Source organism: Planktotalea arctica, from assembly GCF_002105285.1.
Taxonomy (GTDB): Bacteria; Pseudomonadota; Alphaproteobacteria; order Rhodobacterales; family Rhodobacteraceae; genus Planktotalea; species Planktotalea arctica.
In genome coordinates this window covers 101152-117489 of record NZ_MUHR01000003.1, presented here as the reverse complement: position 1 = coordinate 117489, position 16338 = coordinate 101152, and the positions used below count along the sequence as shown (strand labels likewise).

General features: G+C 58.0%; 13 protein-coding genes and 2 tRNA genes. 6 read left to right on the top strand and 9 right to left on the bottom strand.

Annotated elements, in window-relative coordinates:
• Nucleotides 1–317: 317 nt before the first annotated feature.
• From B9P63_RS04205 to B9P63_RS04195, 3 genes are all read right to left on the bottom strand, one after another.
• Complete coding sequence (locus tag B9P63_RS04205; RefSeq protein ID WP_085307311.1) at nucleotides 318–1787, bottom strand: carboxypeptidase M32; 1470 nt, start codon at nucleotides 1785–1787, stop codon at nucleotides 318–320.
• Entirely contained in the window at nucleotides 1787–2932 is a 1146-nt protein-coding gene (gene ctaA / locus B9P63_RS04200; protein WP_085307310.1) for a heme A synthase, read from the bottom strand. The genes B9P63_RS04205 and ctaA overlap by 1 nt, the downstream gene beginning before the upstream one ends.
• Nucleotides 2933–3002: 70 nt before the next feature.
• Entirely contained in the window at nucleotides 3003–3746 is a 744-nt protein-coding gene (locus B9P63_RS04195; RefSeq protein WP_085307309.1) for an RNA methyltransferase, read from the bottom strand.
• A gap of 211 nt (nucleotides 3747–3957) precedes the next feature.
• Between B9P63_RS04195 and B9P63_RS04190 the strand changes: the two genes are divergently transcribed.
• Entirely contained in the window at nucleotides 3958–4581 is a 624-nt protein-coding gene (locus tag B9P63_RS04190; RefSeq protein ID WP_085307308.1) for a thiamine phosphate synthase, read from the top strand.
• A 17-nt stretch (nucleotides 4582–4598) separates the two neighbouring features.
• Here B9P63_RS04190 and B9P63_RS04185 read toward each other — a convergent pair whose 3' ends face one another.
• On the bottom strand, nucleotides 4599–5414 hold the full coding sequence (locus B9P63_RS04185; protein WP_245830549.1) for a hypothetical protein: 816 nt from the start codon (nucleotides 5412–5414) through the stop codon (nucleotides 4599–4601).
• A 166-nt stretch (nucleotides 5415–5580) separates the two neighbouring features.
• Here B9P63_RS04185 and B9P63_RS04180 point away from each other — a divergent pair.
• The 5 genes from B9P63_RS04180 to B9P63_RS04160 all read left to right on the top strand — a co-directional run bounded on the left by B9P63_RS04180 (nucleotide 5581) and on the right by B9P63_RS04160 (nucleotide 9996).
• Nucleotides 5581–5670 (top strand) — tRNA-Ser (locus tag B9P63_RS04180).
• A 201-nt stretch (nucleotides 5671–5871) separates the two neighbouring features.
• Complete coding sequence (locus B9P63_RS04175) at nucleotides 5872–6420, top strand: hypothetical protein (protein WP_085307307.1); 549 nt, start codon at nucleotides 5872–5874, stop codon at nucleotides 6418–6420.
• 524 nt (nucleotides 6421–6944) lie between these two features.
• Nucleotides 6945–7928 carry a Bug family tripartite tricarboxylate transporter substrate binding protein gene (locus B9P63_RS04170; RefSeq protein ID WP_085307306.1) on the top strand — a complete coding sequence of 328 codons (984 nt, stop codon included), beginning with the start codon at nucleotides 6945–6947 and terminating at the stop codon, nucleotides 7926–7928.
• 66 nt (nucleotides 7929–7994) lie between these two features.
• Nucleotides 7995–8477: a tripartite tricarboxylate transporter TctB family protein gene (locus B9P63_RS04165; protein WP_085307305.1), complete on the top strand. Its 483-nt coding sequence runs from the start codon at nucleotides 7995–7997 to the stop codon at nucleotides 8475–8477.
• Between the two features lie 4 nt (nucleotides 8478–8481).
• On the top strand, nucleotides 8482–9996 hold the full coding sequence (locus tag B9P63_RS04160) for a tripartite tricarboxylate transporter permease (RefSeq protein WP_085307304.1): 1515 nt from the start codon (nucleotides 8482–8484) through the stop codon (nucleotides 9994–9996).
• A 61-nt stretch (nucleotides 9997–10057) separates the two neighbouring features.
• Here B9P63_RS04160 and B9P63_RS04155 read toward each other — a convergent pair.
• The 5 genes from B9P63_RS04155 to B9P63_RS04135 form a co-directional block, all read right to left on the bottom strand.
• A tRNA-Ser gene (locus tag B9P63_RS04155) sits at nucleotides 10058–10147 on the bottom strand.
• Nucleotides 10148–10291: 144 nt separating this feature from the next.
• On the bottom strand, nucleotides 10292–11914 hold the full coding sequence (locus B9P63_RS04150; protein WP_085307303.1) for a hypothetical protein: 1623 nt from the start codon (nucleotides 11912–11914) through the stop codon (nucleotides 10292–10294).
• 140 nt (nucleotides 11915–12054) lie between these two features.
• Entirely contained in the window at nucleotides 12055–12783 is a 729-nt protein-coding gene (locus B9P63_RS04145) for an alanyl-tRNA editing protein (RefSeq protein ID WP_085307302.1), read from the bottom strand.
• Nucleotides 12780–15122 carry a DUF3772 domain-containing protein gene (locus B9P63_RS04140; RefSeq protein WP_245830548.1) on the bottom strand — a complete coding sequence of 781 codons (2343 nt, stop codon included), beginning with the start codon at nucleotides 15120–15122 and terminating at the stop codon, nucleotides 12780–12782. The genes B9P63_RS04145 and B9P63_RS04140 overlap by 4 nt, the downstream gene beginning before the upstream one ends.
• Nucleotides 15119–16156, bottom strand: a complete 1038-nt coding sequence (locus B9P63_RS04135) for a cysteine synthase A (protein WP_085307301.1) — start codon at nucleotides 16154–16156, stop codon at nucleotides 15119–15121. The genes B9P63_RS04140 and B9P63_RS04135 overlap by 4 nt, the downstream gene beginning before the upstream one ends.
• Between the last annotated feature and the right edge of the window lie 182 nt (nucleotides 16157–16338).

Here is a 16338-nt window from a genome sequence, read left to right as displayed (position 1 = left end):
CGCATCGAAAAACCTTCATCATTGCTGCCGTTCGCTGCGCTACGCACGGACGTCTGCTTTCGGGAAATCCGCCCTCGCCCGTTGCCTTCCAAAAACCCTCCTTTTTGGAACGCTTGGGAAACGGCCTGTTTTTAGCTGCCACAAACCCCATTCAAAACCAAATAGATTGTTGAAGGTTTATGCCCTCACTTCCCCTCAAACGTGCACAACACATCACCCGATACACAACATTCGCACCCTGTTCCACCAAGCCTGATCTGCTCAAAGTTGAGCGTGGTCTATAAATCCCTGACACTCAACTTCGAACAAACCACTTATCAAACCGCCAACCTAGTGAATTTCGCCTCCAGATAATCCAGCAATGGCCCCTCGCTCGGCTCGGTGCCCGAACAGGCGTGTGCAATCGTCGCGCGCGGCTCGCGCAACCCGCCGTGGCGCTGCAAGGCCTCGTTCAGCCACTCGGTGCCCAGGGACGGATCGCCTATGGCCAGCGACGCATCAAAATCGGGCAAGTCCGCGCGCATCGCAGCATTGAGGCAACCCGCGTAGACATTACCCAAGCTGTAGGTCGCAAAATAGCCGAACAGGCCGACGGACCAATGCACGTCCTGCAACAGACCGTTTGACGGCTTGTCCACGCCGTAGCCGAAATCAGCCGCAAAACGATCGTTCCATGCGGCTTCCAGATCATCGACGGCAAGATCACCTGAAATCAACGCGCGCTCCAGATCGAAGCGCAGCAGCACGTGCAGGTTATATTGCACCTCGTCGGCCTCGGTGCGAATGAAGCCGCTGCGCAGTTTGTTCACGGTGCGGTAGAACGTATCCTCGTCCGCGACGCCGAAATCGCCAAAAGCATCGCGCATTTGACCATAGAGCCAGCCACAGAACGCGCGCGAGCGGCCCATCTGGTTCTCGTAAATCCGGCTCTGGCTTTCATGCACGCCCATGGAGACGCCGCTGCCGAGGGGCGTGAGCAGATAATCCTTTGAAATCCCCTGCTCATAGCACGCATGGCCAACTTCATGGATGGTGGAATAGAGACAGTTGAACGGATCACGCGCGCTGGTGCGGGTGGTGATGCGCACGTCTTGGCCCGAGCCGGAGGAAAACGGATGCACCGCCTTGTCGACGCGCCCGTGGCTCATGTCATAGCCAAAGGTTTTCGCCAGTTTGCGGGTCAGCTTCATCTGCTTGCCCTCGTCGAAGTCGAAATCGAGATCGGCTGGCTGCTCGTGCGCCATCACCTGATCGCGCAGCGCCGTGAGGCGTGGGCGCAGGGCGGCAAACATCGCGCTTAGGCTATCGCTGCTGGCACCCGGTTCATAATCTTGCAGCATTGCATCGTAAACGTCGCCGCCCGCGGCAAGCGCTGCGCCCTCTTCGCGTTTCAGCGCGACCACCTCTTTCAGGGTCGGCAAGAAGGCCGCGATATCCTCGTCTTCACGCGCCTGCGCCCAGATGCCTTGGCTCGCGGAGGTGAGTTTCGCCAGCGCTTGTGCCAGATCGGCGGGCACTTTTTGCGCGCGCTCGTATGACTTGGTGATCAGGCGCAACTGCGCCTTGCCTGCCTCGTCCGGCGCTTGCGCATTGCAGAGCCATTCGCCAATGCGCGCATCCGTGCGGCGCGCGTGCAAAACGCCCTCGAGCGCCGCCATTTCCTCGGCCCGCTGCGGCGCAGCCCCGCGCGGCATCACAGTTTCCTGATCCCAGCCCAAGCGGCCCATGACCGCGCCAAGCGCTTCTGTTTCGCGCTGGTGCGCCATCAAATCGTCATAAGCACTCATTACACTGCTCCTCGCAGACTGTCCGGTGTCGGGTAACCCGCGTAAAACCGCGCGCGCAAGACCAGCACCCAAAGCACGACCGCGCCAAGCTGATGCACAATCGCAATATGCCAGGGCGCCGCGTAGAGCACGGTAACAATACCAAGCAACATTTGCACGCTCATCATCGCGATCACAGCGCTGAACGCGCGGCGTGTGCCGGAATTGGGCGAGCGGCGTGCGCGCAGCCAGATCACGATGCCAAAGGCGAACAGAAGATAGCCCGCAACGCGGTGCATGAACTGCACAAGCCCTGCGTTTTCAAAGAAATTGCGCCAGATCGGTGTCATTTCAAAGGGATAGGGTGGCAGCACATTGCCAGCCATAAGCGGCCAGTCGGTATAGCTACGCCCCGCGTCGATGCCTGCTACCAAAGCGCCCAACAAGATTTGCAAAAAGGTGAAGTGCATGAACCCTGTGCTCATCGAGAAGAGCTTGACCTCGCGGTGGCGGCGGCACTGCATGAGCTGGCGTTCGGAGCATTTAAGCTCGAACATGTACCAGGCGATAAGGCCCAGAATGACGAAAGCCAGACCCAAATGCGTGGCAAGGCGGTAGGAGGCAACATCAAGCATGCCGCCGGTAAGACCGGAGGACACCATCCACCAGCCGATCGCACCTTGCAAACCGCCAAGCGCTCCAAGGCCAAGCAGACGGCCCGTCCAGCCAGCCGGGATATTTCTGGTGAGCAGAAAGCCGAAAAAGCCGATCGCCCAGACAAGGCCGATCACGCGGCCAAGCTGGCGGTGGCCCCATTCCCACCAGTAGATGAACTGGAATTCGGACAAGGACATGCCCTTGTTTTGCAACTGGTACTCGGGAATCGCACGGTATTTGTCGAATTCTGAGTCCCACTCAGCAGCGCTCAAAGGGGGCATCGCGCCTGTAACGGGCTTCCATTCGGTAATCGACAGGCCGCTGTCGGTCAGACGCGTCAGCCCGCCAACCGCGATCATCACGACCAAAAGCGCGAAAAGCAGTGTCAGCCAGATACGAATGCCGCGCCGCGCTCCGCGCTTGCCTGCATCTATCACGCCAGTCACCGGCGCGCCCTTTTCGGCCGTATCGACCTCTTCGAAAATACTACGTTTTTTGCTCGTGCTCATGCTTTGCCTCATTCGGGAGGTGGGGGTGCGCAAAAGGGTAGGCCTCGCCCCCTGCCCCTTCAAGCGTCAATCAGGTTTTATCTTTCCAGCGCACCATTTGACGCAGGATGCCATGCAGCATCTGCACATCCGCACGCGTCAGCGGCATGCGCGACCACATGTTGCGCAGGTTCACCTGCATGCTTTCGACCTTTTCCGGTGGAAAGAAAAAACCAGCCTCATCAAGGCGCTCTTCATAGTGCCTCGCCAAGGCTTCGCTCTCGCCTTGCGAGGCCCAGACGGTCTTGGCCATTTCGGTGCGTGCGTGGGTGATATCGGCCACCTGGCGCTGCCATTCATAGGCGGTCAGGAGCACGCATTGCGCAAGGTTGAGCGAGGCAAATTCGGGGTTCACAGGCACGTTTATCACCGCATTGGCGCGGGCGATATCATCGTTTTCCAACCCTGCGCGTTCGGGCCCGAAGAGCACTGCAATCTTTTCGCCCTGCGCGATTTTTTGCGCCGCCAGTTTCATCGCGCCCTCGGGCGAGAACGCGGGTTTGGTGAGGCCGCGCTGACGCGCAGTTGTGGCAAAGACATAGGTGCAATCCGCAACCGCATCGGCAGTGGTATTATAGAACTGCGCTTCGTCCAGAAGCCGCCCGGCGCCAGAGGCCATTGCATCGGCCTTGGGATTGGGCCAACCGTCGCGCGGATCGACGAGGCGCATGCGATCAAGCGAGAAATTCCACATCGCGCGCGCGGCGGCCCCGATGTTTTCACCCATTTGCGGGCGCACAAGAACAAAGCTGGGTTGGGCGGTGTCGGTGGGCATTTCAGGTGCTCCTTGGCGTGGTTCTGCGCTGATATTCGGGCTTGGCACTGTTTTCAAGGTGGGGATGCGAGAGGGCCAGCCCTCTCGCGCTCTCCCGAGGTATTTGGAGACCGAAGAAGCAAGCAAAGGCAGCTTTGAGGCACGAGTTCACATAGTCAAACCGGATCAGGCGCGTTATAGGAAGCGAAACAGCTTAGACGGAGCGCGTCCCATGGTCGAAATCGAGCAGCCACAATTATACTTGATCACACCGCCGGAGTTCGATCCGCGCGATTTCGCCACTTTGCTCGGTCAGGTGCTTGATAGTGCGGACGTGGCTTGTGTACGCCTTGCACTGGCGACACAGGATGAGGAAAAGATTTGCCGCGCCGCAGATGCGCTGTTGGAGGTGAGCATGGCGCGCGACGTCGCCCTTGTCATTAACGAACATATTTTGCTGGTGGAAAAACTCGGGTTGGACGGCGTGCATCTCGGAGACGGCGCGCGGCGCATTGCCAAAGCGCGCAAGATGCTGGGCGATGATGCCATCGTCGGTGCCTTCAGCGGCACATCGCGCCACGACGGGATGAGCGCAGGCGAAGCTGGAGCGGACTACGTGAGTTTTGGTCCCATCGGCGCTGGTGCGCTTGGCGATGGCACACGCGCCAGCGCCGATCTGTTCAAGTGGTGGTCCGAAGTGATCGAAGTGCCCATCGTCGCAGAGGGCGCATTGGACGCCGAGGCGCTGAGAGAGTTCGCACCGATGAGCGATTTTATTGCTCTGGGCGAAGAAATTTGGAGCGCGCAGGATCCTATCGCCAAGCTGGCCGAAATCGCGAAGATCATTCAGGCATAGGCATCAAGGGCGCGGCGCTAGATGTCCTGCGCCTTCATTGCCTGCGCTGCTGCAAGGCCCAAAGCATAACTGATATCGCCGTACATATCATCGAATCCCTTGAAGAGCGCGCGTGTCATGGCACCCCCCTCTGGTGTCAGAACCAGCTCTGTGTAGGTTTCGAGCGCACCCGGCTCCAAGGGGCTGTAGGCCATGATCAAAAAGCCATAAAGCCAGTCGCGGGTTTCGGCGCGCAGCTCCTCTTCCTGGCTCCAGACATCGGCTAGAATTTCCTCTTCGGAGAGCGCAAAGGCACCGCCATCGACGAGGCCGCGATAGAACTGAATGTTAGAGTTCAGCGCGCCGACCACATTAGCTTCGAGCAGGTCGCCCGCCTTGACAAAGTCATCGGTAAGCACAAAAGCATCATCGCCCGTGCGCTCGTCGGAGCGGGCCCGCTCCTTGGCCGCATCCTCGATTTCCTGCTCCATCATCGCGCTGCGTGCAGAGAGCTCCAGATCGACAATCAACGCGCCAAGCGGCGTATAGAAGAAGGCTTCGAGCGGAGCCAGATTCACGCCCTCCAGCCCGGCTTCAAAGCCGCGCCGTACAGAAGTTTCCATCGCATCGATGTCATAGATTCGCGAAACCGCATCGCCCCAGCTTTCCGAATAACCGCCCGGCAACATTTCATCGCCCAGCTCCACCGCATATTCGAGGCCCTCCTGGCGCATAAGAGCAACCATACGCTCCATGCCAAGCACGCCGAGCAGCCGATCGGTTGCCTCGTTCGCACTGGCAAAAACGGGCAGACAAACGAGCAAAGCACTCGCAAAGACGATGGGCAAACGCACGGTGATATCCCTCTTTAGGCTTCTATCCTGAGTGCCCTACATAAGCATTCGAACGCGCGGTGCCAATGGATGCCAGGTGCGCGTTGGCCCCTGCATCGGCGCGCGCGCGAAAAATGGGTTGCATGGGCGGGCCGCTGCGATTATCGGGTTGCCAGCCACACCTCGCGGAGCGATGCCGGAGTGGTCGAACGGGACGGTTTCGAAAACCGTTGAGCCTTCACGGGTTCCCAGGGTTCGAATCCCTGTCGCTCCGCCAATGCGGCTTTTCATAACATTTTATTCACTCACATTTACGCCACTTGGGCATTGATCAAGAATTTCGGAGGTGTGATATATGAATATATTGGTCAGACATCTCGTCGCCCGCGCACTTGATTGTATTGAATTTTATTGAGCCGAGTAACTGAAGCCGTAGCCTCAACAGGCTAATTTTATCAAACAGGAAAAGAGCGTAGCCTTGGCAAACGAAAAATTGAAGTCCTACTTGATCATAGTGCTTGCTGCCGCGTTGGCGCTTTCTCTAATTGGATTTAGGCCTCTGCTGAAAGCATACAATGAGCAATTTCGACACGGCACGTTAGCTGGAATTGTTGAATGTGTACGCTTGGCTTCGAACGAATTGCTATCTGAAGCTGCTATGAAAATCGCCTGCGCGAGCTCCTTGGAAGTTAGGTTAGTGGCAAGTGAACTGACTGGCTTGGGCGGACCAAGAAAAGTAGGCGAAAAGGTATCATTGGGCGCTTCGTTGCAAAACAAGCGCTCAGACACGGTGTTTACTTGGTTAGAACTAGAACTTGTCCAAATAGACAAAGATGGTGTGAAAAAATCCTATTCTGCTTTTAGCCGAATGTGGATCGAACCAAACGCAACCTTCGAATATCTTGAACATATAGACGGGCTAAATACGAAAGACCTTGAAGACTTCGAGTTTTGCGATAACCCCGAGGAAGACAAGAGCTGTTGGTCATGGGGCATAATTGATGCTCGAGGCGTGAAGATTAACTAACAGGATCGATCCAGATCGAACTTCTTAAATTGCGATTTCGGATAACGTGGTGTGGGGTGTGGTTAGAACTATGGTATTTTTCCATAAAAATATGGAAATAATGAATTACATCAAAAGGTAATGATAAAGCTCTAAAGACTTTCGCTCCGCCAAATCACATGTCAGCATGCGGCTTGCGTCAGCTTAGATACGTTTTACCCTCTCGATGCCTGCAAGGTGTGGGCTCGAATGCGCAGTTTTCCATGCCGGATACGATCCCCCCCTCACTGCGCCTTATGTTATACAGGCTTGCAGACAGCACGCCATCGGTTCGCGGGGCTCTGCCTGTTCCTCGAGCGCCGCGGCATGTGCGAAGTCGAGATTGTTGGTATAGACACCCTGAGCAACGCCTTGGTGAATGATATCAGAGAACCCATGTGCAAAAACGGAGCGCCATTTAGGATGACAGCGCCGATGCCTTTGCTTAAGGTCCGGGTTCACCCGAGCCGCAAAGCGGCCTGTCGTATTTCTGGGAGGATCTATCTATGACATTGAAACTTACGCGCCGCGCATTCGCCGCAGCGAGCATGGCGGCAATGAGCCTTGGCGCGCCAGCACTGGCTGACGGGCATCAAGTGCTTGATAGCTTGCACTTTATTATTCCGGGCGGCGCGGGCGGCGGCTGGGACGGCACGGCGCGCGGCACGGGCGAAGCGCTCACCGGGGCTGGCCTTGTCGGCACCGCATCTTACGAGAACATGTCCGGCGGCGGTGGCGGCAAAGCCATCGGTTTCATGATCGAGAACGCCGAGAGCAATCATGGCACGCTCATGGTCAATTCCACGCCCATCGTGATCCGCTCGCTCACCGGCGTGTTCCCGCATAACTTTCGCGATCTGACGCTGGTCGCTGGCACGATCGGCGATTACGCGGCGATCGTCGTGGGCAAAGACAGCCCGATCAATTCCATGGCAGACCTGCTGGCGGCCTATGACGCGGATCCCTCCAAGACCGCCGTCGGCGGCGGCTCGGTTCCCGGCGGCATGGATCACCTTGTTGCGGCGATGGTCATGGAAGCGGCAGGCAAGGACGCGCTTGGCGTGAAGTACATCCCCTATGACGCGGGCGGCAAGGCCATGGCCGCGCTGCTTTCGGGCGAAATCGCAGCGCTCTCCACGGGCTTTTCCGAAGCGGTCGATCTGGCCAATGCGGGCGAAGTGAAAATCATCGGCGTCACCTCGGACGAGCGCGTGGCAGCGGCACCGGACGCAATGACCATGAAAGAGCAAGGCATCGACACGTCCTTCGTTAACTGGCGTGGCTTCTTCGGCGTTCCGGGTCTGCCAGCGGACAAGTTGGCGATGTATCAGGACGCGATCATCAAGATGTATGATACGCCCGAATGGGAGAGCGTGCGCGCGCGCAACGGCTGGGTCAACATCCACAACTCGGGCGATGACTTCAAAGCTTTCTTGGAAAATCAGGAGCAGGTCATCGGTGATTTGATGAAAAAGCTCGGCTTTCTCTAAGTAAACCAAAGGGGCGAAGCGGGAGACTGCTTCGCCCCTCTCTCTTTGAATAAGGACGCGCAGCCCATGGCCCTTGATCGCTGGATCGCACTTGTCATTCTTTGCATCTGCCTCGCTTATGGCTATGCAGCGTGGTTCACCATGGACCAAGGCCTCGCACCGTTCATGCAGCGCAATCCGATCTGGCCGAGCACCTTTCCCAAAGTCTTGTCGATCCTTGGAATCATCGCCGCGGGCATCATCGTACTGGGCCTTGAAAAAAGCGTCGTGAAAGAAGCCGATATCGATTACCGCCGCCTTGGCGAGTATCACCTCTGGCAGGCAATCCTGCTGCTGGTGCTCATGGTGCTTTATGCGCTGAGCCTGCGCCCTTTGGGCTTTATCAGCTCTAATATTGCCTTTCTCGTGTTGGGCGCATTCATTCTGGGTGAGCGTAAATGGCATATCATGCTGCTTGCCGCGGTGATCGCGACAGCGGTGGTCTGGTATCTGGTGCAACAGGTGCTGGGCATTTACCTGCGCCCCTTCCCCGGTTTCATAGGAGGCTGATGATATGCTCGAAGGACTTTTGATCGGCCTACAAACGGCCCTGTCGTTCCAGATGCTTGCTATGGTGATCGGTGGCTGCCTGATCGGCACGTTCATCGGCATGTTGCCGGGGCTAGGCCCGATGTCGATCATCGCGATCATGATCCCTGTCGCGATCTCCATGGGCGATCCTGCGGCGGCTTTGATCCTGCTTGCAGGTGTCTACTATGGCGCAATCTTCGGCGGCTCGACCTCGTCGATCCTGCTCAATGCGCCGGGGGTGGCGGGCACCGTCGCGACCAGTTTCGACGGCTTTCCCATGGCAAAGCAGGGCAAGGCCGGCAAGGCGCTGACCATCGCGGCGGTGGCAAGTTTTTGCGGCGGTACGATTGGCGCGATCTTGTTGATGATCTTTGCGCCTGCCCTGTCTTCGGTCGCGCTGCTCTTCCATTCGGCTGAATATTTCGCGCTCATGGTCGTCGGCCTTTCGGCCATCGCGGCTTTTGCGGGCACGGGGCAAGTGGCAAAGGCGCTATTGATGACGGTGCTGGGGCTGATGATGGCCACCGTTGGCGAGGGCGCGCTTTTCAACATGCCGCGCTTTACAATGGGGATCATGGATTTGCAGTCGGGCTTCGGGTTTATCACGCTGGCCATGGCGATGTTCGCGCTGCCAGAGGCGTTGTTTCTGGTGCTCAAACCACGCTCGGCCAATGCGGCAAATAGCGGTGAAATCAAGGATATGCGCATCACGCGGGCAGAGGCACGCGCAATTGCCCCCGTTATCGGGCGCCAATCCATTCAAGGCTTTTTCATCGGTGTGCTCCCCGGCGCAGGCGCAACCATCGCCAGCTTTCTCGGCTACGCGGTCGAGCGCAATATCGCCCCCAAGCACGAGCAGGAAGAATTTGGCAAAGGCTCGATCAAGGGGCTCGCCGCGCCTGAAACCGCCAACAACGCCGCCTGTACCGGATCCTTCGTGCCACTGTTGACGCTGGGCATCCCCGGCTCAGGCACCACGGCGATTTTGCTGGGCGCTTTGATCGCGCTCAACGTGACGCCGGGGCCACGCCTGATGATCGACGAGCCACAGATCTTCTGGGCTGTCATCATGTCGATGTTCATCGGCAATCTGGTCCTGCTGGTCCTGAACCTGCCGCTTATTCCCTATATCGCAAAAATTCTCGCAATTCCGCGTAACTATCTGATCCCCTTCATTTTGTTCTTTACGCTCATGGGGGCCTACATCGGGCAGAACAACGCAACCGAACTACTGTTCCTCGTCGGGTTCGGGGTCTGCGCCACTGCGCTGCGCTTTGCCGATTATCCACTGGCCCCCTTGTTGATCGGTTTCATCCTTGGCGGCATGCTCGAGGATAACTTCTCGCGCTCGATGCAGCTATATGACGGCATCAGCTTTATCTGGGAGCGGCCTATGACACTGGGGCTTCTGGTGATCGCGGCGCTGTTGATCGTCCTGCCCACCTACCGCGCACAGCGCGCGCGCATGCGCGCCAAGGGCGTCGCGGACGGGGATTAAGCACACCGCAAGCATGCGGTTTCCCGTCAAATGAGCGGACATATGAAATAAGGGAGGGTAATGGCGGATCGACAGGGATTCGAACCCTGGAGACGGTCTCCCGCCTACACACTTTCCAGGCGTGCGCCTTCGACCACTCGGCCACCGATCCATTGCGCGGGGTTTACCCAAAACGAAAGGCACTATGCAAGCGCAAAACTATGATAACGCACACTTAGATTGCGATTAGCTGTTGTGCAGCCGCATATGCCGTCTTGATCCCCTCAAAACAGTGCCAGATACGCAACTCCTGCCTTTAGGACGCCAGTGAAAGAACGGGTTTCGCGCTCTCTTTTTCGTATTGCTCGATAAAGGCGGCGGCTTCGGCATAATTTGTATCAAAGCGGCACTGAACATCGGCCATGCGTTCGCTCGAGATAGAGCGCCAATCAGAGTCGTATTCCAGAACCGACAAATCCGCCCCCGCTTCTTTGTAATAGGGAATCGCGCAAAGCCCGGGATCAATACGATAGATGATGTCATCCACAGGTTTGCCGGTGCGCCGGTAGTCCACGTTGATTGCCAGACTAAGCTCGATCAGGCGGCGACTGTTGAAGGGCGACATGTAGAAATGCTTGTGCAAGCCATTGAAGGTAAAGCCGACGGTGGCATTATAATACGCCTCGATAAACATGAAATCGAGCGGCAACTCCTGCGCGGCGGGCGGCAAAGAGCTGTGCCATGCGGTAAAGTCGGGCAAGAATGTCTTGTAGATATCCTGATTGAAGTCGCTCAAGGCTACGGGGAACAAGCGCTGCACTTGCCAGTCGAATTCCTTCCAGCGGCTCCGCTTGCTGGTGAACACATATACCGCACGCAAAAGATCGGTCAGATGCCCACGCAAGACCACCTGATCCTCGTGCAAAAGCTGATGCACGTTGCGTTCCATTTCGTCGGGCATACGCACGGGCGCGCCAACAGCGGTTTGGAACCCGCGCAGATCTTGTCTGTACTGAAATTTCGAGCGCTCGGGCGGCGAGGGTTGACGCCAGCTATGCACCTCATGGGGAATATCCAGATGCTTGCCAATCAGGGAGGCAACGGTCGCATCATAGCGCGTGGCGAAATTTGTAATGTGGGTGAACGGCTGGTTGACCTTGTGGATATGCTCGCCGGCCATCGCCGCGAGTAAGCGGCTGTCGCGCCCGCCAGAGAGCGGCATCGCCGTTTTGAATCGGTCCGTGATCGCCCCGATGACGTGGCGCGCGGTGTTGATGATTTCATCGTAGACCTTGCCATACTTGCTCAGGGGAACTTCAAAGCGATCGGTGCGCGGCCAGAAACGGGTTTCCATCATCGTTTCAAGATCAAGATAGAAGCTGCCGTTCATGCGGCGACAGTATTCATCGCGCGTATTGAACAGGATGTACTTGCCACCCCTTTTTTCAACGGCCTCATGATCGGATTTGGAATTCAGCACGATGTCGTGGTTCAGCGTCAGGTTCAGTGATGACGCAACCCGTTGGCTGGTAGGATCATAGACACAGCCGATCATCGCGACCGGATCGGTGTAGACGCGCTGCTCGGTGCCCGCGCCGCACAGGACCACATAGCGCCCCGCGACATCGTCAAGATATTCGGCAAAGCGCGCGAAAAGCTGCGGGTCGTCCAGATCAAGCTCGTCCAGTTGATGCTCGCCCTTGATCAAGCCGGAGCGATCAACCGCGATGCCAAGCACATATCCGAAAAAGCGCCCCTTGCAATCGGTGAGCAATGCCGAGTGCAGTTTGGCCCCGACATGGATGGAAAACTTCCCGAACGGCAAAACAGACATACCGTCGATTTGCTCCGATTTCCCCGGAGTAACCAGATATTGATAAGCAAAAACCTTGCTCACGTCCTGTTTTATATGCGCGCAAAGTTTTACTGCGTTTGTCATGCCCAAACCTCAGAAAGTTTTTTATAATTTTCTTAAGGTTAATGGCTGCGCTGGCCTATTGACTAGGGGGCAAAGGTTTGTCCCGCGCGGTGAGAATCTTTAGAGCAACACATGATCTGTGTTTAGATTCAAAGCTCTAGTCAGTCGTCCAAATGCAGATAGACACGGCGGTTTTGCTTGCCCTTCTTCTCGATCTTCCCGATGCGCACGCGGCCGATTTCAGAGGTGCGCGCCACATGGGTGCCGCCGCAGGGTTGCAGATCAATCTGGCGGGTGGCATCGCCAATGCGCACCAGTCGAACGCGCCCTGCCCCGACGGGTGGCTGCACGGACATGGTTTTCACCAATTGCGGATTGGCGCGCAGTTCTTCATCGCTGATCCACTCCTCGCTCACCACATAATCGAGCTCGATCAACGCATTGAGCGAACGCTCCAGCGCGTCCTTGTCCTCTGGCGCATCAGGCATATCAAAATCGAGCCGCCCTTTGCCTGCAGAGATCGAGCCGCCTGTGACCGGCAGTGGAATGACAACCGACAGCAAATGCAGCGCCGAGTGCACACGCATATGCGCGTGGCGGCGCTCCCAATCGAGCGATTGCTCGACCACCGCTCCCAAAGGCGGCAGGGGCGCAGGCTCGGCCGCGACCAGCGCCGTATAGCCCTGCGCGCTGCCCTCCACTTTAACACAAGTCGCAATGCCAAGCCGGCGCGTGCCCCATGTGATCACGCCGCTGTCACCGGGTTGCCCGCCGCCCGCCGCGTAAAAGATCGAGCGATCCAGCACCACCCCGCCCTCGGGCGTGTGTTCAATCACCCGCGCACGCGCATCGCGCAGATAAGCATCCTCCAAGAACAATGGCAGGGTCATGCAGAATTATCCTCCTCGCCTGTCAGAGGCCTTGGTCCTGACTGGGTAAGCGCCTCGGGATTGCGAATCCAGATATCGCGCTGCGCGAATGGAATTTCCACGCCTTCTTCCTGAAAGCGTTTGGCAATCTCGTGGTTCATGTCCGACTTCACACTCAGCACATAGTTCACGTCCCGCAGGATCGCGCGGATCTCGAAATCAAGCGAATCCGCGCCAAAGCCCTGAAACACGATCGACGGTTCGGGATTAAGCAAGACCATCGGATGTTCGCGCGCGATGCCCAGCAAAATGCTCTCGACCTTGCGTGTGTCATTGCCGTAAGCCACGCCCACGGGCACGATCACCCGCCCCACCGTCTTGCCGCGCGTCCAGTTGGTCACCATGCCGCTAACCAGATCGGCGTTGGGCACGATCACATCTGTTCGATCAAACGTCTCGATACGGGTCGAGCGCACGGAAATGCCGCGCACATAGCCCATCTTGCCGCCCACTTCGATCCAGTCGCCCTCGGCAATCGGCCGCTCGATCAGCAGGATAATGCCCGACACGAAGTTGGACACGATGTTTTGCAGACCGAAACCGATGCCAACGGACAGTGCACCCGCAACGATCGCAAGGCTGCTCAGATCGATGCCGGCAGAGCTGATGGCAATCACAGCAGCAAGGAAGATACCCACATAACCGATGCCGGAAACGATGGCATTGCGGCCCCCCGCATCCAGTTTGGTGCGCGGCAGAATGGTCGTGCGCATCGCCCCCTGAAGCAAGCGCGTCGCCATATAGCCAATGCTAAAGAGCACGGCGAAGGTCAGGAAATCGGACGGCGAAATCCGGCTGTCCCCAATGGAGAACCCTTCCTGAAAGCGCGTCCAGACTTCGGTGATATCCGCCCACCGCGCGCCCCAGATCAGTGCCAGAACCGGAAGCGACGCCATGACCAGTGCAAAGCCCAAAAGCACGGGGATCAAGCCGCCTTCCTTGTCCTTGACTTCCTTGCGCATCAAAAAGGCATAAAGGTCTGCGATGAAGGCCTGCATCACCAACAACAGACCCAGCAGCGCCATCGAGGCGACGGAAGAGAACATCAAACGCGCCGCCGCCGTGCCATAGCCAAGCACCGCAATAACCGGACCAATCACAGCGATCACCACAGCCAGTTGCCCCAAAAGCCGCGCAATACGCATACGGTAGAGCCAGCCGTCATCTTCATCCGTCGGCTCGACCATGCCCCCACGCAGCAAAGTGCCAACGCGAAATAGCACAAGGCCGGTGACGATCAAAAGCGGAAAGCCCAGAACAGCGCGCGTGGCATCGCGCCACTCATCATAGGTTGCCAGCACTTGCAGCACCTGCGCCGCAATCAGGATAATCGCACTGGCCGTTATGTACCATCGCGCCTCCGCGCGGTGCGAGCCCTCGATGGGCAACATCGCTTCTTCGTCTTTGCGCGGAAACAGCTGCCCACCCAGCCACCAGAACACCAACAACAGAAGACCGTAGCTTGGAACATTATCTAGCAACAGCGTGCCACGCAGCCCGACCAGCCCTAGGGCGAAGGCCGCCTCGACTAGCGCGGTAAGGCCAGCGAAAGGCAGCAGGATTTGCAAAAGCGAAGCGATAAAGCGCCACACGTCCGTTCCGCGCTTGGTATAGCGGCGCAATACATCGACGATTTTAAGAGACCAGCGCCGACCGCGTAGCATCAGCACGAAACCGATCAGCGTCAGGATGATGACTTCGGGCAAATCCTGGCTCGCAGTCTTGCGCTGCGCTTCTGACTTATAGGCCGACACGGCTTCCTGCACGACGGCAAGGCTAGAGCGGCTCAAGGTTTCAAGCGCAGGTGCCCAATGCACCGGATTTAGCGGACTTGGCCCGCTGCGCAGCAACTCGTCCGTCTGGCGCTCGCGGATCAGCCGGTCGATCTCTTTGATCACTCCGTCCGCACGGCTATAAGCCTCCTCGGCGGCGACGATGGGCGTGCGCAAGCGTTGCAGTTGATCGTTAAGCTCGCTGCGCCGCGCCGCAATGTCGGGTGCCTCCGCGATGCCTTCCTCAGGAATGCCAAGGGAGGCAATTTGCGATTGCAGCGTAACGATGCGCGCCTGATTGCCTTGCTGGGCGGTCAAAAATTGCTCGCGCCAGCCCACAACCTGAATGCGCAGCGCCTCCAGCGCGCCTGTCGAGGCACGCCCGTTTTCCACGGCAATCTCGGCGCGCTGCGCCACTTTCACCCATTCCTCGTAGTCCGGCCCTGCATTTTGCGCCAGCGATGCACTTGGCGTTGCAAGGATCAGCGCAATACATAGCGCGCGCAGCAGCGTGAACAGCGACATCATACTTCCTCGAATACGCCAGGAATGCTGGCAGGTGCCCTATCAAGCCAAGCAGGCACGGGCAGGCCTTTTTCGCGAAGGAACTCTGGGTTGAACAGTTTGGACTGATAGCGCGTGCCGAAATCACACAGGATAGTGACGATCGTATGCCCGGGGCCCATTTCACGCGCCATGCGGATCGCACCAGCGACATTGACGCCAGAAGATGCACCAAGGCACAGGCCCTCATTTTGCAACAGATCAAAGACGATCGGCAGCGCCTCGTCGTCGTGAATGTTGAAAGACATATCCGGCGTAAAGCCCTCAAGGTTCGCGGTGATGCGCACCTGCCCGATGCCCTCCGCGATCGATCCACCCTCGCTCATCGCCAACTCGCCCGTGGTGTAATAGCTGTGCAGCGCGGCCCCGTCCGGGTCCGCCAACGCGATCTTGACGCCTTTGGGCTGAAGCGACATGCCAACTCCCGCCAGCGTGCCGCCCGAGCCAACGGCGCAGACGAAACCATCCACCTTGCCGCCTGTCTGCTCCCAGATTTCAGGGCCGGTGGTGTCGATATGCGCTTGGCGATTGGCCACATTGTCGAACTGGTTCGCCCAGATCACACCCTCGTTGGTGGTGCGCGCTAGCTCTTTGGCTAGGCGTTCGGAGTAGCGGATGAAATTGTTCGGATTGCGGTAGGGCGCAGCAGGCACCTGCACCAGCTCAGCCCCCGCAAGGCGCAGCATATCTTTCTTTTCTTGGCTCTGCGTCTCGGGAATGACAATCACCGTCTTGAACCCCATGGACGCGCCAACCAGCGCAAGGCCGATGCCGGTATTCCCCGCCGTGCCCTCGACAATCGTGCCCCCGGGTTTCAACGCGCCGCTGGCAACCGCCGCCTGAATAATCGAGAGCGCCGCACGGTCCTTGACCGATTGGCCGGGATTCATGAACTCCGCCTTGCCCAGAATGGTGCAGCCCGTCGCGTCCGATGCGGCCTTGAGCTTGATGAGCGGTGTATTTCCAATGGCCCGGGCCAAATCCTGCGCGACAATCATTTGCGTATCTCCTTGCTTGCCCCTACCTATGCGCGCGGCAAAGCTAACTCAAGCCACTGCGGCGCAGCTCATCCGGCATTGCCGCACCATCCCTTCCTCTTTCCATAAATATCGCGGGGGTATGGGGGCTGGCCCCCACGTGGTAGCGGGTGTGGGGCTGGCCCCCACTTGATAGCGGGTGT